Annotated in this window: 13 protein-coding genes and 1 other RNA gene; 6 read left to right on the top strand and 8 right to left on the bottom strand. The window is 75.9% G+C overall.

Annotated features, from left to right (window positions below):
* Positions 1 to 16 precede the first annotated feature (16 nt).
* Positions 17 to 3,799: an AfsR/SARP family transcriptional regulator gene (locus BUE45_RS33510; RefSeq protein ID WP_073380942.1), complete on the bottom strand. Its 3,783-nt coding sequence runs from the start codon at positions 3,797 to 3,799 to the stop codon at positions 17 to 19.
* 256 nt (positions 3,800 to 4,055) lie between these two features.
* Between BUE45_RS33510 and BUE45_RS20200 the strand changes: the two genes are divergently transcribed.
* The 3 genes from BUE45_RS20200 (at position 4,056) to BUE45_RS20190 (ending at position 9,599) form a co-directional block, all read left to right on the top strand.
* Positions 4,056 to 4,673 carry a YbhB/YbcL family Raf kinase inhibitor-like protein gene (locus BUE45_RS20200; protein WP_073380941.1) on the top strand — a complete coding sequence of 206 codons (618 nt, stop codon included), beginning with the start codon at positions 4,056 to 4,058 and terminating at the stop codon, positions 4,671 to 4,673.
* Positions 4,674 to 5,021: 348 nt separating this feature from the next.
* Entirely contained in the window at positions 5,022 to 6,908 is a 1,887-nt protein-coding gene (locus BUE45_RS20195; RefSeq protein ID WP_073380940.1) for a hypothetical protein, read from the top strand.
* Between the two features lie 333 nt (positions 6,909 to 7,241).
* On the top strand, positions 7,242 to 9,599 hold the full coding sequence (locus BUE45_RS20190; protein WP_073380939.1) for a SulP family inorganic anion transporter: 2,358 nt from the start codon (positions 7,242 to 7,244) through the stop codon (positions 9,597 to 9,599).
* Here BUE45_RS20190 and BUE45_RS32620 read toward each other — a convergent pair.
* The 5 genes from BUE45_RS32620 to BUE45_RS20170 all read right to left on the bottom strand — a co-directional run bounded on the left by BUE45_RS32620 (position 9,551) and on the right by BUE45_RS20170 (position 12,861).
* Complete coding sequence (locus tag BUE45_RS32620; RefSeq protein WP_178378592.1) at positions 9,551 to 9,697, bottom strand: hypothetical protein; 147 nt, start codon at positions 9,695 to 9,697, stop codon at positions 9,551 to 9,553. The two genes, BUE45_RS20190 and BUE45_RS32620, sit on opposite strands and share 49 nt — an antisense overlap.
* Positions 9,698 to 10,025: 328 nt before the next feature.
* Positions 10,026 to 10,413: RNase P RNA component class A (gene rnpB / locus BUE45_RS20185), an RNA gene on the bottom strand.
* A 15-nt stretch (positions 10,414 to 10,428) separates the two neighbouring features.
* Positions 10,429 to 11,103, bottom strand: coding sequence for a histidine phosphatase family protein (locus BUE45_RS20180; protein ID WP_073380938.1), 675 nt, complete (start codon positions 11,101 to 11,103; stop codon positions 10,429 to 10,431).
* Positions 11,100 to 11,846, bottom strand: a complete 747-nt coding sequence (locus tag BUE45_RS20175) for a zinc ribbon domain-containing protein (RefSeq protein ID WP_073380937.1) — start codon at positions 11,844 to 11,846, stop codon at positions 11,100 to 11,102. Before BUE45_RS20175 ends, BUE45_RS20180 begins: the two co-directional genes overlap by 4 nt.
* A gap of 151 nt (positions 11,847 to 11,997) precedes the next feature.
* Positions 11,998 to 12,861: a Nif3-like dinuclear metal center hexameric protein gene (locus tag BUE45_RS20170; RefSeq protein ID WP_394328531.1), complete on the bottom strand. Its 864-nt coding sequence runs from the start codon at positions 12,859 to 12,861 to the stop codon at positions 11,998 to 12,000.
* A gap of 228 nt (positions 12,862 to 13,089) precedes the next feature.
* Between BUE45_RS20170 and BUE45_RS20165 the strand changes: the two genes are divergently transcribed.
* Positions 13,090 to 13,989 (top strand): deoxyribonuclease IV, encoded by a 900-nt coding sequence (locus tag BUE45_RS20165; protein ID WP_073380935.1) that lies wholly within the window; start codon positions 13,090 to 13,092, stop codon positions 13,987 to 13,989.
* Between the two features lie 276 nt (positions 13,990 to 14,265).
* Here BUE45_RS20165 and BUE45_RS20160 read toward each other — a convergent pair whose 3' ends face one another.
* Entirely contained in the window at positions 14,266 to 14,922 is a 657-nt protein-coding gene (locus BUE45_RS20160; protein WP_245833372.1) for an ArsR/SmtB family transcription factor, read from the bottom strand.
* Between the two features lie 41 nt (positions 14,923 to 14,963).
* Positions 14,964 to 16,271: an MFS transporter gene (locus tag BUE45_RS20155; protein WP_073380933.1), complete on the bottom strand. Its 1,308-nt coding sequence runs from the start codon at positions 16,269 to 16,271 to the stop codon at positions 14,964 to 14,966.
* Between the two features lie 211 nt (positions 16,272 to 16,482).
* Between BUE45_RS20155 and BUE45_RS20150 the strand changes: the two genes are divergently transcribed.
* Together BUE45_RS20150 and BUE45_RS20145 are read left to right on the top strand one after the other, a co-directional pair.
* Positions 16,483 to 16,833 carry a hypothetical protein gene (locus tag BUE45_RS20150; protein WP_073380932.1) on the top strand — a complete coding sequence of 117 codons (351 nt, stop codon included), beginning with the start codon at positions 16,483 to 16,485 and terminating at the stop codon, positions 16,831 to 16,833.
* Between the two features lie 266 nt (positions 16,834 to 17,099).
* Complete coding sequence (locus tag BUE45_RS20145; RefSeq protein WP_073380931.1) at positions 17,100 to 19,502, top strand: Tex family protein; 2,403 nt, start codon at positions 17,100 to 17,102, stop codon at positions 19,500 to 19,502.
* The last annotated feature ends 213 nt before the right edge of the window (positions 19,503 to 19,715 follow it).

The following is a 19,715-nucleotide window of genomic DNA, read 5'->3' as shown; positions in this document are numbered from 1 at the left end:
GCACCTCCCGGCGCCGTCAGCGGCGGTCCGCCGGAGCCTCCTCCGGGACGGCCCCCGCCAGCCACCGCGAGGCGGCGTCCAGCGCCTCGTCCGGGGCCAGGTCGGCGCCCTCCCCCACGAGGCGGGCGAACTCCCGCGCGCCGAGCCTGTCGCCGAGCAGGCCGGCGGTGCGCACCGCGAGCGGGTCGGTGGCGTCGGCGACCCCGCGCAGCGCCCGGCCCCACCCGGTCAGCAGGGCCGCCCGGCACGGATCGGCCCGCTCCTCCACCGCCGCCAGAACGTCCAGGAGCTCCGCCCGGACCGGGCCCATGACGCCGATGACGGTCCACCACGCCCGGGCGGCCTCCCGCCTGGCCCGGGCCGGGTCGCCCTCGTACCAGGAGATGGTGGCCGCCAGCGCGCACGCGCCCACCTCGACGTAGGTGGGCGCGAACCCGCCGAGCGCCTCCATCATGGCCTGGATCCGCTCCACCAGCGCGCGGGCCAGCTGCTGGTCGCCCGCCTCGTTCGCCCACTGGGCCTCGACCAGCAGCGCCAGCACGACGTGCTCCGGCTGGGAGGGGCGTCCCTGCTCCGCCAGCAGGTCCAGGACCGCGCGGGCCCCGACCAGCTCGCCCCGCGCGATGAGCATCTGGACGCCGCACACCCGGAACACCACCGCCATGCTGCGCAGCCCGCCGGCCTCCGCCAGGGCCACCCCCTCCTCCAGCAGCCGCTCGCAGCGCTCCAGGTCGTCGAAGCGGTGCGCGTCCACCACCTGGGCCAGGGACTGGCACACACCCCAGGAGTCGCCCAGTGCGCGGAACTCCTCCAGGGCCCGCTCCGCCCCCTCCAGGGCCGGGCCCAGGCGTCCGCCGAGGGTGTCGACCAGCGACAGGAGCATGCGCACCATGGCCCGCATCCACGGGTCCGGCTGCTCCAGCGCGCGGGTGATCCGCTCCCGGGTCGCGCCGTCGACGCCCTCCGCCATGGCCCGGTACATGAGGCCGTACACCAGCAGGGGGTGCTCCTCCGGGATGTGCCCCTCCGCGGCGAGCACCGCCTCGATGGCCGCGATGTGCTCCTGGACGTCTCCGAGGGAATCGGCGTCGACGGACGCCCGGTGGAGCAGGCAGCCGGCGTAGGCCACGGACCGGCCCGGCGGGACCCTCCCGCCGGTGAGGGCCAGCACCTGCGCGGACCAGCGCGCCAGGGGTTCCAGGAAGTCGCCCAGGGTCCAGTACCACTGGGAGTACTCGATGAGGTCCAGCCCGAGTTCGGCGTCGCCGCGCTCCACCGCCCAGCGCAGCGCCGCGGCGAACCCGTCGCCCTCGTCGTGCAGGCGGGCGAGCAGTTCCCCCTGACGGGGTCCGCGCAGCAGCGGGTCGGCCTCCCTCCACAGGTCGCGGACACTGCGGGCGTGGGCGTCGCGGACCGCGGCGGTCTCCCCGGCCCCGGCCAGGCGCTCGGCGGCGTAGGCCCGGACCGTCTCCAGCAGCCGGTAGCGGGGCGGGGACTCGGGGCGGCGCGGCTCCTCGGCGATCACCAGGGACTTGTCGACGAGCGCGAACAGGACCGTCCACACGTCGTGTCCGGCGACGGTGCCGCGGGCATCGGGGTCGGCGCAGACGCGTTCGACGGACTCCAGGTCCGCGCCCCCGGCGAACACCGACAGGCGGCGCAGCAGGCGGCGCTCGGCCTCGCCGAGCAGGTCCCAGCTCCAGTCGACGACGGCGCGCAGGGTGCTGTGCCGGGGTGTGCCGCGGACGCCGCCGCCCAGCAGGCGGAAGCGGTCGTCGAGCCGGTCGGCGAGCTGGGCGGGGGTCATCACGCGCAGGCGCGCGGCGGCCAGCTCCAGGGCCAGGGGCATGCCGTCCAGGGCGCGGACGACGCGCACGACGTGGGCGGCGTTGCCGTCGGTGACGGCGAAGTCCGCGCGGACGGCGCGGGCGCGCTCGGCGAACAGGACGACGGAGGGGGCGGTGGCGGCCTCGGCCGCGCGGGCGTGCTCGGCGGGCAGGGTCAGGGAGGGGACGGGCAGGAGGTGTTCCCCCGGGGTGCCCAGGGGTTCGCGGGAGGTAGCCAGGACGCGCAGGCGCGGGCAGCGGGCCAGGAGGAGGGCGGCGAACCGGGCCGCGTCGTCCACGAGGTGCTCGCAGTTGTCCAGGACCAACAGGACGGGGTGGTCGGCGATGAACGCGGCGACGCGCTCGGCGGGCGGCGGGGGCGGCGCGGACCGGGCCCGCAGGAGGGCGTGCTCGCGCAGCCCCAGGGTGTCGGCGACGGCCTCGGGCAGGGACGCGCCCTCGGTGAGGGGGGCGAGTTCGACGAACCAGGCGCCCCGGGCCGACAGGTCGGGGCGGGCCCGGGCGAAGGCCGCGGTGCCCTCGACGGCCAGCCGGGTCTTGCCCGCCCCGCCGGGCCCGAGCAGGGTGACCAGGCGGCCGCGGGTGAGCAGGTCGACGGCGAGGTCCACCTCGGGGCGCGGCACGAACCCGGTGAGCGGCACCGGCAGGTGCAGCGCCACCGCGTCCCTCCCCTCCGCCGCCGGGGCGGCTGCCGCCCCGGGGAGCCCGGCCGGAGCGGAACCCCCGCCCGCCGCCGGCACCGGACCGGGAGAGCCCCGCCCGGCCCAGGGCTCGGGCGCGGCCGGGACGGCCGCGGGGTCCGCGGAACCGGCCTCCGAAGAACCTGCGGAACCGGCACCGGGCGCCGTGGCACCGGCCTCCGAAGGATCGGTGAAGGCACGAACACCCCCGGCACCGGGGACGGCCGCAGGACCGGCCCCCGAAGAACCGGCGAAAGCGCGAACACCATCGGTGCCAGGAGCCGCGGGGCCGGTCTCCGAAGGTCCGGCGCCAGGGGGAACGCCCTCGGCACCGAGCACGGTGGGACCGGCGCCCGAAGGTCCGGCGCCAGGGTGAGGGCCACCGGCCGCGGGGCCCGCGGGGCCGGCCTCCCCGGCACCGGCAAAAGCGCGGGCACCCCCGACACCGGGCACCGCGGGGCCCGCGGCCGGGCGGCCGGGCGGGGAGGCGCCGCCGGGGCCGGGGGCCGGCGGGAGGGAGGGCCCGCCGGGGGCGGCCGGTCCGCCGCGCAGCAGCCGCAGGTGGACCTCCTCCAGGTGTGCGGAGGGGTCCAGGCCCAGCGCGTCGGCCAGGTCGTCGCGGAAGCGGCGGTAGGCCGCGAGCGCGTCGGCGGTGCGCCCCGCCGCCGCCAGGGCGCGCAGCCGCAGCTCCACCGGGCGCTCCCGGTGCGGCTCCTCCCCGGCCAGGGCCTCCGCCTCGGCCACCGCGTCCGCGGTGCGTCCCAGGTCGAGCAGGGCCGCCAGCCGCTCCTCACGGGCGGTCAGGTGCGTCTGCTCCAGGCGCACGGCCGAGCCCTCGGCCAGGCCCCGCGCGGTGAGGTCCACCAGCGCGGGCCCCCGCCACAGCCCCAGCGCCCGCTCCAGGTCGGCCAGGGCCGGTGCGGGGCGCCCGCCCGCGCGGTGGTCGCGGCCCGCGCGGACCAGGTCCTCGAACACGAAGAGGTCGACCCGGTCCGGCGTCACGCCCAGCCGGTAGCCCTCCGGCCCGCCCTGCACCGGGGCCCCGTCCGCCAGGGAACGGCGCAGCCGGGACACCAGGGCCTGGAGCGCGTTGGCCGCCCCGGCGGGCGGGGCCCCGGTCCACACGGACTCCAGCAGGTGGTCGGCCGCCACCCACTGGCCGGGGCGGAGCAGCAGCAGGCCCAGGAGGGTGCGCAGCCGGGCACCGCCGATGGTCACGGGCTCCCCCGAGGCGTCGTGCACCAGCAGGGGACCGAGTATGGAGAACCGCACACCTCCATCATGGCCCCCCGGAGGCCTCGGGGAGCCGTCGTCCACAGGGCCGGCCGCGGGCACGGCACGCCGCCCCGGGCGGGCCGGGTCCGCAGTAAGGTTCGCTCAGGAGCGTGTGCGGGTGTTCGCGCACGCCGCCTTCGCCGCGCCCGGCGCCGGGACCGTTCCGGACGCCGCGCCGCGGCCGATTCCGTCCTGCGGTCCGCCCTTCCCTGCGGCGTTCCGCGCTTTTCCAGAGTCCAGCAGGAGTCCCACATTGTTCCCGGCCCTCCCTTCCCCCCGGACGACCGGGGCGCGCCGCGCGCCCCGCACCTCCGCCGGTGCGCTCACGGGCGCCCTGGCGGCGGGGACGGCGTTGACGCTGACCACCGGCTGCGGCCTGTTCGCCCCCGGGCAGAACGGGGACATGCCCGACGACATCAACGTCACCAGTCCGCTGATGCAGGAGGGCCGCCCGCTGCCCGAGGCCTACACCTGCGTCGGTTCCGAGCCGGGCGAGGACGGTGAGCGCGACACGTACTCGCCCCCGCTGAGCTGGTCGGGGCTGCCCGAGGACACGGCCTCGCTCGCGCTGGTGGTGGACGACCCCGAAGCCGCCGAGGTGTTCTGGATCCTCTACGACCTGGACCCGCAGTCGGGGGAGCTGCGCCAGGACACGGTGCCGGCCGACGCCCGCCAGGGGCTCAACAGCGCGGGTGAGGCCTCGTACGCGCCGCCGTGCCCGGAGGAGGACGACCCGCACGGCTACCGGTTCACGGTGTACGCGCTGGACACCCCGCTCGACCTGCCCGAGGGCGCCGAGCTGTCGTCGACGCTGGAGGCGATCGCCGACCGCGCGATCGCCCGCGGGTCCCTGGTGACCGGCACGGAGTGACCGGGGACACAGCAGGCCCCCGTCCCGGGTTACCCACAGGTATCCCCGGATGGGCGGCCTTTTCCGGATTCCCGGAGGAAGCTCCCATCGCCCTCTGCACACAGGGCGCGACAGCGCATACAGTGGGGCAGTGTCCCCCGCCTCTTTTCAGATGACCGATACCCGCCCACTCGCCGCGCGGCACGCTGACCTGAGACCGCACCGGAGTCGCCTGCACCCCTCTCTTTCCGCAGGCCGCCCCTCCACGGGACCAGGCGGTCGCCGCCCCGCTCCGACGGGCCCCCGTCCGGGTCCGTCTCCGGAGGAATCCGGGTGCGCGGCCGACCTCCCCAAGGTAGTGCGAACACCATGACCCTCACCGTCATCATCATCGCCATCGTCGTCGTGCTGGCCGTGCTGCTGCTCCTGTTGCTGGGTATGCGCGCGCTCAACCTGGGGTCTCGCGACGACGGCTACGAGGACGACTACGAGTACGACGAGGCCGACGACGACGGACCGGGCGGGGACCCCGGGGACGGCGACGACGACCGCGGGGGCGCCCCGCGGGGGCGCGGACGCGGACGGCGCCCGGCCGGGCGGGGGGAGCGGCGGCCCAAGCCCCGGCGCACCAAGCGCGAGGACGACTGGGACGACGACGCGGACGGCGGCTTCTGGTCGAGCCTGGGCGAGGACGACGACGAGCGGCCGGGCGGCGGGCGCGGGCGCGGCGACCGGGACGACCGCGACGACGACCGGGCCCCCGCCGTCACGCAGTACGAGTACGAGGACGACGAGTACGAGGAGTACGACGACGAGCCGTCCGGTCCGGCCGGGGCGACCACCGTCCTTCCGCGCGCGACCGCTTCCGGAGACCCGTCCGCCGATCTGGCGATGCTGGCCAGCCTGGGCGGCAATGACGGCCGGGCCCTGCCCCCGCGCCCCGAGCGGGCCGAACTGCCGCCCACCCGCGAGCCCGCCGCCCCGGCGGCTCCCGCGGCGCCCCCGGCTCCGGCCGCCCCCGCCGCCGCACCCGCGGCCCAGGGGGACGACCCGCTCAGCTCCAGCTCCTGGAACGTGCGCACCCCCCAGGCCCCGGACGCCCCCTCCCTGGCCGACCGGCTGACCGCACCCCGCGGCACGGACCCGCTGGGCGACCCCCTGGGCTCCCCCGGCCCCGCGCGGGACCCACTAGGCACGCCGCCGGCGGGCGGGTCCGCCCCGGGCGGCACGCCCTACACCCCCGCCGCCGGCTACGACGGCGGCACCGGCGCGCACGCGCGCACCCCCGACCCGGACCCCCTGGGCGGCGGGTTCCGCGGCTCCCCCGGGGGCTCCGACGTCGGCTCGCCGATCTGGTCGAGCATGGACACCGGCTCCCACCAGCGGCCGGCGGGCGGTTACGGCGCGGGTACCGGACCGGCCGACCCGCTGGGCGGCGGCTACCCCGCGCCCTCCCGGCCCGACTCGGGGACGGGCGCGCACGGGCGGTCCGACCGCCCCTACGACGGCGGGATCCCGTCCTACGACAGCGGCACCCACGCACGCCCGGACCACGGCGCGCCCCGGCGCCCGGAGTACGACTCCGGCGAGCACACCCGCTCCTCCTACGACACCGGCTCCTACACCCGGCCCGACTACGACACCGGCACCCACAGCCGCCCCGCCTACCCCTCCCCCGGCACCACCAACCCCTACGACACCGGGCCCTCCCCCTACGAGACGAGCCCCTCGCCCTACGACAGCGGCACCCACGCACGCCCGTCGGGCAACGAGCCGCTGTGGGGCGGGGGCGACCCGGCGGTGGCGCCGACGGTGCCCGGGTACGGAGGCCCGGCCCCGACGGGCAGGCCCGACCCGTTCGACGCACCGCCGCCCGGTCGGCCGGACCTGCCGGGCGGGCCCGGCCCCGGCTACGGCGGCGGGTACGGCGGCTCCCCGGGACCGCTCGCCCCCGGCGGACCGGCCGGTCCGGGAGGCATGCCCGGAACCGATCCGCTGCACGGCGGCCCCCGGCCGGGCTACGCCGCCCCCACCGGGCAGAACCCCGCCTACGGCAGGCCCGGGAACGGCTACGACACCGGGCCCGGCGGCTACCCGCCGCGCCCGGCCGCCGAGCCCGAGGACGACGGCTACCGCCCGCTGGAGGAGTGGCACCGCGGCGGGGCGCCCGACCCCTACCGCGAGGCGTCCTACGACCCGCGGGAGCAGGAGCGCCGCGGATACGACGACGGATACGGGGACGACCGGTTCCGGTGACCGGGCACACCGCGTGACCGGAGTCCCCGGCCTCCGCTGAGGCCGGGCCGGGGCGCGGCCAGGAGTTCACAACGCCGAGGTGGCGGGTACCTGCCCGCCACCTCGGTTTTTGTTCTGTCCGGATTCGTGCCCGCGCCCTGTGAACACGGGAAAATGGTTACCGAAACCACAACAGTCCGTAACACAGAGCCCCGTTCATTGACTACAGTTGGTGACTGGCACGACACCCTTCGAGACATCTCGAAGGCGCTCCGTCATGCCCGCCCCCCGGTCCGGACACCCGCAGTCCCCGCGCGCCTACGCATCGCCTGCCCGAACAGAACAGGAGTCACCATGCGCAACGACGCCCAGGGAACACCGCCCGAACCTCCCCCCTCCCCGGAGCCCTCCCTCCGCACCGGCCGCCGGGGCGTCTCCGCCGACGTCGGCGCCTCGCTCGTGGTCTTCCTCGTCGCCGTCCCGCTGTCCCTGGGCATCGCGGTCGCCTCCGGCGCACCGCTCATCGCCGGCATCATCGCCGCCGTCGTCGGGGGCATCGTGGCCGGACTCGTGGGCGGCTCCGCCGTCCAGGTCAGCGGGCCCGCCGCCGGGCTGACGATCATCGTCGCCGACCTCATCGCCACCTACGGATGGCGCGTCACCTGCCTGATCACCCTGCTGGCCGGACTCGTCCAGCTCGCCCTGGGCGCGTTCCGCATCGCCCGCGCCGCGCTGGCGGTCTCGCCGGCCGTCGTCCACGGCATGCTCGCCGGTGTCGGCGTCACCATCGCCCTCGCCCAGCTGCACGTCGTGCTCGGCGGCGCGCCGCAGAGCTCGGCCCTGGCCAACCTCACCGACCTGCCCGCCCAGATCGCCCAGAACCACACCCCGGCGGTCGCGGTCGGCGTCATCACCATCGCGATCATGTTCTGCTGGGGGAGGCTGCCCGCCCTGGGCCGCTTCCGCCCCGCGTTCATCCCCGCCGCCCTGGTCGCGGTCGGCACGGCCACCGTCATCGCCACCCTGGGCCGCTGGCAGGTCGAGACCGTGTCCCTGCCCGGCTCCCTGGCCGACGCCTGGAACGGGCCCGCCCTGCCCCAGGACGGGCAGTGGCACGGCGTGTTCCTGGGCGTGGCCACCGTCGCCATGGTCGCCAGCGTGGAGTCCCTGCTCGCCGCCATCGCCGTGGACCGGCTGCACAGCGGCCGCCGCGTGATGCTCGACCGCGAGCTGTGCGGGCAGGGCGCCTCCAACGCCGTCAGCGGCGCCCTGGGCGGCCTGCCCATCGCGGGCGTCATCGTCCGCAGCACCGCCAACGTGCGCGCAGGCGCGCAGAGCCCGCTGTCCACCATCCTGCACGGGGTGTGGATCCTGCTCTTCGTCGCCCTGTTCGCGCACGTGGTCGAGCTGATCCCGATGGCGGCGCTGGCGGCGCTGCTGGTGTTCATCGGCGTGCAGATGGTGTCCCTGGCCCACCTGCGCGACCTGCGCCGCCACCACGAGGCCGGGGTGTACCTGGTCACCCTGTTCGGCGTGGTGCTCCTGGGTCTGCTGGAAGGGGTCTTCCTCGGGTTCGGGCTGGCCATGGTGGTGTCCCTGCGCAGGCTCACCCGGCTCACCGTCACCACCGAGGAGCGGGGCGGTCGCGTCCACATCACCGTGCACGGGTCCCTGACGTTCCTGGGCGTGCCCCGGCTCGCACACGTGCTGCGCACCGTGCCGTCCGGCGCCCCGGTCGACCTGGACCTGCACGTGGACTTCATGGACCACGCCGCGTTCGAGGCCATCCACGCCTGGCGCGTGGACCACGAGCGCACCGGCGGCTCCGTCGACATCGACGAGGTGCACGAGCGCTGGTACGAGCGCAGCAGCCGCCGGTCGGCCCCGGCCGCCAAGACGGCCCCGCGCGGACTGGCCCGCTGGTGGGCGCCCTGGGGCATGCGCGGCGGCGCCGAGGAGGAGGTGGACCCCCTGGGCCTGCTCGCCGCCGGGGCCCGCGAGTACCACGCCAGCACCGCCGACCGGATGCGGTCGGTGATGAGCCGCCTCTCGCACGGGCAGAACCCGACCGCCCTGTTCATCACCTGCGCCGACTCCCGGGTGGTGCCCAACCTCATCACCGCGAGCGGGCCCGGGGACCTGTTCACGGTGCGCAACGTGGGCAACCTGGTGCCGCCCCCCGACGCCCCGGACGACGACTCGGTGGGCGCCGCCGTGGAGTACGCGGTGGCGGTCCTGCGCGTGCCCTCGATCGTGGTGTGCGGGCACTCCCACTGCGGGGCCATGAAGGCCCTACTGGAGGGGGCCCACCTGGACCCCGACTCGGCGGAGACCTCGCACGTGCGGCGCTGGCTCGCCCACGGTTCGCCCAGCCTGCGCCGCGCGGGCGAGGCCGCCGGGGAACTGGCGGGGCTGCCCACCGCGGAGGCGCTGCGCCGCCTGGCCCAGGCCAACGTCCGCCAGCAGATCGCCCACCTGACCCTGCACCCGCTGGTGCGCGAGCGCGTGGAGTCGGGGGAGCTGGAGCTGACGGGGATGTACTACGACCTGGAGACCGCCCGGGTGCACCTGCTGGACGTGGGGACCGGGGAATTCACCCCGGTCCTCGGCGCCCGGGACGTGGCCGACCCGGTGCCCGCGCCCCGACCGGCGGCCGACGGCGGTCAGCCGCTGGACGAATCGTCGGGCGCGTCGTCCCGCCCGTCCTCCTGAACCCCTGACGCCTGGTAGGTGGCGAGCATCACGATCGCCCCGATGGCCAGGACCGGCAGGCCGAAGAGGACCACCCAGAAGAGGGTCGAGTCGAACAAGAGTCACCCATTCCGTGGACACCGTTGCCCGCGTCCGCCTGCCCGGCGGTCGCGGGTCTTCCGTTCCCGCGGACGCGGGGCCGGAGCGCTGCGCCCAATCTATCGGTGCTCCCGCCCCCGGACCATCACCGCGGGGATGTACACACCTGCCCCCCCGCACGGCCGTCCGGGCCCGCTCCGCGGGGCCGAGGCCCGCCCTCGGCCCCGCGGAATCCGGGTGCGGGGCGAGCGTCCTGCTCCCGCGGCTGCCGGGCTGAGAACCAAGAGCAAACGGAGAGCAAATACGGTCGGCTCCCCCGCCTCGCGGCGCAGGTCAGAGGGCTGGAAGGAGGGGAGTCGGCCGGTAAGCCGGATTCTGTCGGTCCGCTGACGGACCGGGCGGTCATCCATCTGGGATCGCCGTTGCCGACGACCTCGGTGCGGTCCACCCGCGGACTCGGGCGGGCAGCCCTCGATCATCCGCGCGGGGATCCGGAGATCCCCTTTTCGACCTTGCTCCGGGTGGGGTTTACCGAGCCGGCCGGATCGCTCCGGCCGCTGGTGGTCTCTTACACCACCGTTTCACCCTTACCACCGCGAACGGTGGCGGTCTGTTCTCTGTGGCACTGTCCCGCGGGTCGCCCCGGGTCGGTGTTACCGACCACCCTGCCCTGTGGAGTCCGGACTTTCCTCGGATCCGCGCACCCGGCGCGGTCCGCGACCGCCTGGCCGACTCCCCTCGACGCAAGAGTCTACCGCCGGCGGCCCGGGCCCGGACCACCGGTGGTCCGGTCCAGGTGGGAGGTGTCGTTGAACGAGCGCATCACCATCGGGCCGTCGGCGTAGACGTCGATCTCGGTGAGGCTGGCGGTGTCCAGGTGCATCCGGTACAGGGCCTGCACCGGGGCCAGCAGGGCCTGCTGGACCAGGGCCTTGACGGGGGTGACGTGGGTGACGACCAGGACGGTGCGCCCGCGGTGGCGCTCCACCAGGGCGTCGCGGGCCCGGCCCACGCGGTGCGACACCGAGGCGAAGTCCTCGCCCCCGGGCGGGGCGGCCAGCGGGTCGGACACCCAGCGGTCGACCGCCACGGGGTCGTGCCCACGCGCCTCGGCGAAGGTCATCCCCTCCCAGTCGCCGAAGTCGGTCTCCACGAACCCCTCGTCGGTCTCCACCGAGAGCCCCAGCGCCGCGGCGGCGTACTCGGCGGTGCTCCGGGTCCGCAACAGCGGGGAGGCGACGATCGCGTCCACCCCCAGCCCCGCCAGCCGCCGGGCGGCGGCCTCGGCCTGGGCGCACCCCGCCTCGGTGAGCGGGATGTCGCCCCGGCCCGCGAAGCGGCGCTCCACCGACAGCGGGGTCGTGCCGTGGCGCAGCAGCAGCAGCCGGGTCGGCGAGGTGTCGGGGGCACCCCACCCGGTGCTCACTGGCCCTCCGGCTCCTGGATCCGGACCAGGATGCGGCGGCACTCCTCGCAGCGCACCACCTCGTCGTCGGCGGCGGCGCGGATCTCCCCGATCTCGGCCGGGCTCAGCACCAGTTTGCAGCCCTCGCAGCGGCCGTGGCGCAGGGGGGCGGCGGCCACGCCGCCGTACTGGACGCGCAGCTTGTCGTACAGGGACAGGAGCCCCTCGGGGATGTCCTCGCAGACCCGGCGGCGGTTGTCGACGACGCGCGCCCGGTCCAGGCCGATCCCGGCGGTGGCGGTGTCGCGGCGGGCGACCACCTCGGTGTACCCGACCCGGGAGTCCTCGGCGGCGGCCGTCAGCCTGGCCACCTCGGCGTTGAGGCCCTCGACCTGCTCCATCGCCTCCAGCACGACCTCTTCGAGCTCGCCCTGGCGGCGGCTCAGGGAGGCGATCTCGGACTGGAGGTTCTGCAGCTCCTTGCCGTTGGTGATGCGGCCGGACTCCAGGCGCTCGGTGTCCCGGGCGGCGCGGGAGCGCACCTGGTCGACGTCGCTCTCCGCCTTGCGCTGGGCGCGCTCGGCGTCGGACAGGCGGGTCTGGGCGGCGATCAGCTCGCCGTCGAGGCGGTCGGCCAGCTCGGCGAGGCGGGTCGCCTCGGCGACCTCGGGGAGGGTCGCTGCCCGGTGGTCCAGGTGCTGGATCTCCAGGTCCAGCCGCTGGAGGTCGAGCAGTCTGGCCTGCGCGGCGGGTTCGGCTTTCACTTGTTCTCCTGGGGTGGTCGGAAAGGCTGGTACGCCGTCCGCGCACTCGCACGGTGCGCTCCGACGGCACCGTGCGACTCGACAACGCTGTGCAGTTCGATGGCTCTGTAGCAGTTCGATCGGGGTGCCCGGCGGCGGGCGGGCGGGTGCGTCAGGCCGACGGGAACGCCTGCGACCAGGCGTCCGTCACCGTGGTGGACACGCGGGTCTCCACGTTAGCCGCATCCGGGCCCAGCCGCCGCACGAGGGAGTCGGACAGGGCGGCGGCCCCGTCGGCCAGCCACGGCCACTCGCCCGCGAAGTGGGGCACGTCGACGAGCGCGGGCGCGCCGGGCTGCTCGGTGAACTCCGAGGCGGGGTGGTGGCGCAGGTCGGAGGTGACGAAGGCGTCCACTCCGGCCGCGCGGGCGGCGTCGAGCAGGGAGTCGCCGGCCCCGCCCGACACCGCGACGTCGGTGACGATGCGGTCCAGGTCCCCGGCGGCCCGGATCCCGGGGGCGGTCGCGGGCAGGCCCGCGGCCACCCGCGCGGCGAAGTCGCGCAGCGTCATCGGGGCGTCCAGGGCGCCCACCCGGCCGATGCCGCGGCGGCCGTCGGGGTCGGCGGCGTCGGGCTCCAGGGGGCGCAGCGGGCCGGTGAGCCCCACGGCGCGGGCCAGCGCGTCGGACACCCCGGGGGCGGCGGTGTCGGCGTTGGTGTGCGCGGTGTACAGGGCGATCCCGGCCCGGATGAGCCGGTGCACGATGCGGCCCTTGGGGGTGTCGGCGGCGACCCCGTGCACCCCCCGCAGCATGAGGGGGTGGTGGGTGACGACCAGGTCGGCACCCCAGGTGACCGCCTCGTCGACGACGGCCTCGACGGGGTCGACGGCGAACAGGACCTTGGCGACCCGGTCGGCGGGGTCCCCCACCGCCAGGCCCACCCGGTCCCAGGGGGCGGCCCAGGACGTCGGGTAGACGTCCTCCAGGGCGGCGACGACATCGGCGAGTGCGGGGTGTGCGGTCAGCGTGCTCACGGGCACGAGAGTAGCGCCCTTCCGGCCGCGCGCAGGCGCCCGGCGGCCTCGGCGCACCGGCCCGGGAGGGCGCTCGGAAGGCGGAAGGGCCGCCGACGGCGGCGGGGACCGTGGCGGCGCGGCCCCGGGCCCGGGACCCCCGGGCGCGGGCCGGTCGAACCGCCCGGCCCCGCCGTCGGCCCGGTCCCGGCAGGAGCGGGCACGGGGACGGTCTAGGCTGGTCGACCGATGAACACGACGCAGCACACCCCGTCCCCGCGCACCCCGGGCGCCCCGTCCCCGGTCGGCGCCCACGTCCCGGTGGCCGGGGGCATGGCCGACAAGGGCCTGGCCTACGCCGGGGAGATCGGCGCGGAGACCGTCCAGGTGTTCGTCTCCAACCCGCGCGGCTGGGCGACCAACGCGGGCGTCCCCGCCCAGGACGCGCGGATGCGCGAACGGGCCGGGGACGGGCTGCCGGTGTTCGTGCACGCGCCCTACCTGATCAACCCGGGCACCCCCGACGAGGGGGTGGCCGCCAAGTCGGTGGCCTCCCTGGAGCACGCGCTGCGCCGGTCCGCCGAGATCGGGGCGCGGGGCGTGGTCGTGCACACCGGCTCGGCGGTGTCGGGCGGCCGGGAGGCGGGGCTGGCCCGCGTGCGGGAGCGGCTGCTGCCGCTGCTGGAGCGCCTGGGCGGGGAGGTGCCCCCGGTGCTGCTGGAGCCGATGGCCGGCCAGGGCCAGGTGCTGTGCGCGACCGTGGACGACCTGGTGCCCTACTTCGAGGCCCTGGACTGGCACGGCAACGTCGGCGTGTGCCTGGACACCGCGCACCTGTTCGCCGCCGGGCACGACATCTCCACCCGGGAGGGGATGCGCGAGGCCCTGGACCGGTTCGGCGAGGTGGTGGGCGCCGACCGGCTGCGCGTGATCCACGGCAACGACTCCAAGGCCCCGTGCGGCAGCAACAAGGACCGGCACGAGAACATCGGGGCCGGGTTCATCGGCGCCGACGCGTTCGGGGAGCTGTTCGTCCACCCGGTGAGCGCCGGCGTGCCGATCGTGGTGGAGACCCCCGGTCCGGCGGCCCCGCACGCGGCCGACGTGGCGACCCTCAAGAAGCTCCGCGACGGCAAGCTTGGCGTTTAACCTGGAGCCTGTGACCGGATACCGGCCTGGTCACGGGCTTCGTCGTTTCCCGTACACAACAACGGTCTTCGCGTGATCATGTGCTTCAACCACGAAGGCGTGTTCGGCGGATGCTTTCGTTCGGTTCGGCGCTTGCGCCGAGTGAGAGGAGCGGCCTCCGGGCGATCTCTCGCAAGACGCCGAGCGCAGGTCGGCCCGGGTCGGCTGTCCAAGCGCAGGCGGCGCGGCGAGAGGCCGCCCGGTGGTCGTGAGCCGGAATGATCCGTCGAACACGCCCTAGGAGCCGTCCCCGCGGTCACGCAGCGGGGGCAGCGCGGGGAAGATATTGACCTGCACCTCCACGCTCTCGGTGTCGGGGTGCTCCTCGGGCGTGCGCCCCTCGAAGCGCTTCATGTACTCGCGCAGGAACGCGTAGAACGCCGCGGCGAACTCCGAGGTCTCCCCGGGGGTCAGCCGCAGGTGCATCTGCGAGTCGGTGGCGGCGCCCTTCCAGCCGCGCACGTCCGGCGCGTCGGGGAGTTCGCGGACCAGTTCCAGCCAGTCCTGGAAGTTCTCGTGGCGCCCCCGGTAGTAGCGGTTCAGGACTGCCTCGGCCGCCGGCCGGGTGCGCGGGTCCTCCATGAACGCGTGCCCCGCCATGTTCCAGCCGCCGGGGCGGATGCGCCACCACCGCTCGCGCCCCCCGGACCGGCCGGGGGCCGCGTCGATGAACCCGTACCGGGACAGCTGGCGCAGGTGGTAGCTGGTGGCCCCGCTGCTCTCCCCCAGGCGCCTGCCCAGGATCGTGGCGGTGGCGGGGCCGTTGCGGATGAGCTCGTCCAGGATGCGCCCGCGCAGCGGGTGGGCCAGGCCGCGCAGGGCGCTCGCGTCCACCTGCAGCTGCTCGCCCTCTTCGGGGAAGGCGTCCTCGTCGGTCATGGGCTCGTCTGGCATGGCTTCACCGTAGCGGTCGGGCCCGCGCCGCACCGCGCCCCTCACCGGGGGGCGGCGTCGGCGGCGGCCAGGCGCGCCGCCGCCTTGTCGCACAGGCGGGCGCACTCGGCGATGGTGCGCCAAAAGACCAGCACCGTGCCGAGCACGAGCAGGCCGCCGGCCAGGTAGGGCAGGCCCAGGTCGATCCGCCCCAGCAGCCCGCCGGCGAGCGCGCCCGCCGGCGCCAGGCCCCAGCCTACGGTGCGGTAGGCGGCGGACACCCGGCCGCGCAGGTGCTCGGGGACCACGGCCTGGAAGAACACCGAGCCCGCGATGTTGGAGGTGGTCATGGACACGCCGACCAGCGCCCAGGCCGCCGCCGCGAGGCGGGCGTCGTCGGTGAGCCCCATGGCGGCCAGCCCCGCGCCCATGCCCGCGTAGCCGGCCGTCATCACGGTCCGTCGGCCGACCGCGAGCACCAGCCGGGAGGCCGCCGCCGCGCCGGCGATCCCGCCGACGGCGATGGTCGCGATGAAGAGGCCGTAGAGCGCGACGGGGACCTCCAGCACCTGCCGCACGTGGAGCACCATCACGGCGGTGGCCATCTGGATGCCCGCCATCGTGCCGGCGTTGGCGAACATCATGCGGAGGATGAGGCGGTCGCCGAACACGTGGGCCAGCCCTTCCCGCAGCGAGCGCAGCACGCCCTCCGCCGGCTCCCGCTCCGCGTCGGCGGCGTCCGCGTCCCCGTCGGGCCGGGGTCGTCGGCGCAGCAGCAGGACGACGGAGGCCACCAGCAGGGAGCACAGCGCGTAGGAGAGGGCGGTCCCGGCGACGGGCAGCAGGGCGGCGACCGCGAACAACATCCCGGCGACCGGTTTGGCCGCGCAGTCCTGGGCCACCAGGTGCATCCCCTCCAGCCGCCCGTTGGCCCGGTCCAGGAGGCGGCCCGGCACCAGCCGGGCCGCGCTGATCCTGGCCGCCGGGTCCGAGACGGTCTCGCAGGCGACCACCAGGAACAGGACCGTGTAGAGGATCCACAGCTCGGCGCGGCCCAGGGCGACGACCGCGGCCAGCACCGCGACCGCGGCGGCGGCGACGGCGTTGGCCGCCGCCATGGCCCGCAGGCGGTCGACCCGGTCCAGCAGCACCCCGGACAGCGGCGCGACCAGCAGCCAGGGCAGGAACCGGGCGGCCAGCAGGCCGGAGACGGCCAGCGGGTCGTGGGTGAGGGTGGCGGCGATGAGCGGCAGCGCGGTGGCGAGCATGCCGTCGCCGAGGTTGGTCAGCCCGCAGGCGGCCAGCAGGCGGTGGAAGGCGCCTCCGAGGCGCTCGGATCGCTCGGGGCGGGCGGGGGGTGCGCCGGTCATGTCGGCTCCTTTCGGCGGTGCCACGACGCTATCCCAAAGATTTCTTTGCAAAGGTACTGATGCAAAGAAATCTTTTCATCTCCTCCGGAGGCGCCGGGACACGGTGTTCGGGAACCCCCGAGAGGCCTTCGCCGTCCCACAGGACGATGGGCGACAATGGGACCAGGGCCCTGTGCACGGGGCCGCGGGTCGAGGGAAGGGGTGGCGACGGATGGATCCGTTCTCCATGGTTTTCGGTGCGGCGATAGCCCTGGGCGGCTTCGTGATGGGCCGCCTCCTCACGAGGCGCCAGGGCCGGGAGGCCCTCGCCCTCCAGCAGAAACAGGAGCAGGCCCGGGTCCTCAACAACGGGGAGCGCACCCCCCAGCCCCTGTGCGGCTGCGGCCACCACCTCGTCTTCCACGACCAGCAGACCAAGAAGTGCCAGACCCAGGTGGTCATCCCGGGCCGCTGGACCGGCTCGCAGAGCTCCACCTACCGCCAGTGCATGTGCCAGGGCTACCGCGGCCCGGTCCCCCTCGACGAGTACTACGCCCCCGACTACCTCGGCGGAGAGGGCTGACCGCCCGGAAACGACGCCCCGCGACCGCCCTCGCCGCCCCGTTCTTTGCGACCGCACCCGCCCCGGCCCGGCGCGCCCCGGTCGCACCGCGCCCGCCGGGCACCGCCCGGGCCGGCCGCGCGGGGTGATTCGCCCGCCTTCGCCCCTGCCCGCCCGCGTCCGGCCCCGGGCCCCGCCCCGCCCCCCGGGCGCGGCCGGGATGACAATGTCCGGCCGCGACAGCAGAATGGGCCCGCACCGCACACCCGACGAGTGGACACACACCAGTGACGACCCTTGCGACACCCACGATCGACCTGCGCATCGCCGAGGAACTCGGCGTGGGCGCACACCAGGTCAAGGCCGCCGTCGACCTCCTCGACGGGGGGTCGACCGTGCCCTTCATCGCCCGCTACCGCAAGGAGGCCACCGGCGCCCTGGACGACGCCCAGCTGCGCGCCCTGGAAGAGCGCCTGCGCTACCTGCGCGAGCTCGACGAGCGCAAGGCGGCGGTCCTGGAGTCGATCCGGTCCCAGGGGAAGCTGGACGAGGACCTGGAGCGGAGCATCCTGGAGGCCGACTCCAAGGCCCGCGTGGAGGACATCTACCTCCCCTTCAAGCCCAAGCGCCGCACCAAGGCCCAGATCGCCCGCGAGGCCGGGCTCGAACCGCTGGCCGAGGCGCTGATCGGCGACCCGGGCCTGGACCCGCAGGAGACCGCCGCCCCCTACATCGACGCCGACAGGGGGGTCGCCGACACCAAGGCCGCCCTGGACGGCGCCCGCTCCATCCTCGTGGAGCGCTTCGCCGAGGACGCCGACCTCACCGGCCTGCTGCGCGAGCGCCTGTGGGACAAGGGCCGCATGCTCTCCTCCGTCCGTGAGGGCAAGGAGGAGTCCGGCGCCAAGTTCTCCGACTACTTCGACTTCTCCGAACCCCTCACCGCGCTCCCCTCCCACCGGGTCCTGGCCATGTACCGGGGCGAGAAGGAGGAGGTGCTCGCCCTCACCCTGGAGCCCGAGGACGCGCCCGCCGAGAACCCCGACGGCACCGTCCCCCGGTCCAGCTACGAGAACGCCATCGCCCACCGCTTCGGCATCGTGGACCGCGGCCGACCCGCCGACCGCTGGCTCCAGGAGACCGTCCGCTGGGCCTGGCGCACCCGCATCCTGGTCCGCCTCGACATCGACGTCCGGATGCGCCTGTGGCAGCGGGCCGAGGACGACGGCGTGGCCGTGTTCGCCGCCAACCTGCGCGACCTGCTGCTGGCCGCCCCCGCCGGGACCCGCGCCACCCTGGGCCTGGACCCGGGCCTGCGCACCGGCGTCAAGGTCGCCGTCTGCGACCCCACCGGAAAGGTCGTCGCCACCGACACCGTCTTCCCGCACGCCCCCCGCCACGACTGGGACGGCGCCATCGACCGCCTGGCCCGGCTGTGCAAGGCCCACCGGGTCGACCTGGTCGCGATCGGCAACGGCACCGCCTCCCGCGAGACCGACCGCCTGGCGGCCGACCTGCTCAAGCGGCACCCGGAGCTGTCCCTGACCAAGGTGATGGTGTCCGAGGCGGGCGCCTCCGTGTACTCGGCCTCCGCCTACGCCTCCGAGGAGCTGCCCGACCTGGACGTGTCGCTGCGCGGGGCCGCCTCCATCGCCCGCCGCCTCCAGGACCCCCTGGCCGAGCTGGTCAAGATCGACCCCAAGTCGATCGGCGTCGGCCAGTACCAGCACGACCTGGCCGAGGCGAAGCTGTCGCGCTCCCTGGACGCCGTGGTCGAGGACTGCGTGAACGGCGTCGGCGTGGACGTCAACACCGCCTCCGTGCCGCTGCTGACGCGGGTGTCGGGCGTGACCTCCACCCTGGCCCGCAACATCGTCGCGCACCGCGACGCCAACGGCCCCTTCCGGACCCGCGAGCAGCTGCGGTCGGTGCCGCGGCTGGGCCCCAAGGCGTTCGAGCAGTGCGCGGGCTTCCTGCGGGTGCCCGGCGGCGACGACCCGCTGGACGCCTCCGCCGTGCACCCCGAGGCCTACCCGGTGGTGCGCCGTATCCTGGACCGGGTCGGCACCGACCTGCCCTCGCTCATCGGCGCCAAGGACGTGCTCGCCGGGGTGCGGCCGCAGGAGTTCGTGGACGAGACCTTCGGCCTGCCCACCGTCACCGACATCCTCGCCGAGCTGGACAAGCCGGGCCGCGACCCGCGCCCGGCGTTCACCACCGCCACCTTCAAGGAGGGCGTGGAGAAGCTGAGCGACCTGGAGCCGGGGATGGTCCTGGAGGGAGTGGTCACCAACGTGGCGGCGTTCGGCGCCTTCGTCGACGTGGGAGTCCACCAGGACGGCCTGGTGCACGTCTCGGCGATGTCGGACAAGTTCGTCCAGGACCCGCGCGAGGTCGTCAAGCCGGGCGACATCGTGAAGGTGCGGGTGCAGGACGTCGACATCCCGCGCAAGCGGATCTCGCTCACCATGCGGCTCGACGACGAGGCCCCGGCGGGCGGCGGCCGGGAGCGCCGCGGTGAGCGCGGCGGCAACGGCGGCGGCCAGGGCGACCGGCGCCGGGGCGGCGGCGACCGCGGCCGGGGCGGCGACCGCGGGGGGAACCGGGGCGGCGGCCAGGGCGGCCGCCAGGCCGCGGCCCCGCAGGGGGCGATGGCCGAGGCGCTGCGCCGCGCCGGCCTCGGCCGCTAGGCGCGCACCGGTGCCCCGCTCCCTCCGGGGCGGGGCACCGCCGCGTCCGGCCCGGGCCCGGCCCCCGGCCGGGCGCATGCGGCGGCCCGGGGCCCGCGCACGGCCGGCGGCGACCGGGCGCCGACACACCCGCCGCCCCGGACGCCCCCGGCCCCCGGCCGGCAGGCCCCGTGAGGACACGGTGCCCGCTCCCCTGCGGGAGCCCGGCGCCGC

This window comes from Nocardiopsis flavescens (assembly GCF_900141985.1).
In the GTDB taxonomy this organism is placed as follows: domain Bacteria; phylum Actinomycetota; class Actinomycetes; order Streptosporangiales; family Streptosporangiaceae; genus Nocardiopsis; species Nocardiopsis flavescens.
Note: the sequence above shows the minus strand (reverse complement) of the source record. Positions and strands in the feature narration are given on the sequence as shown.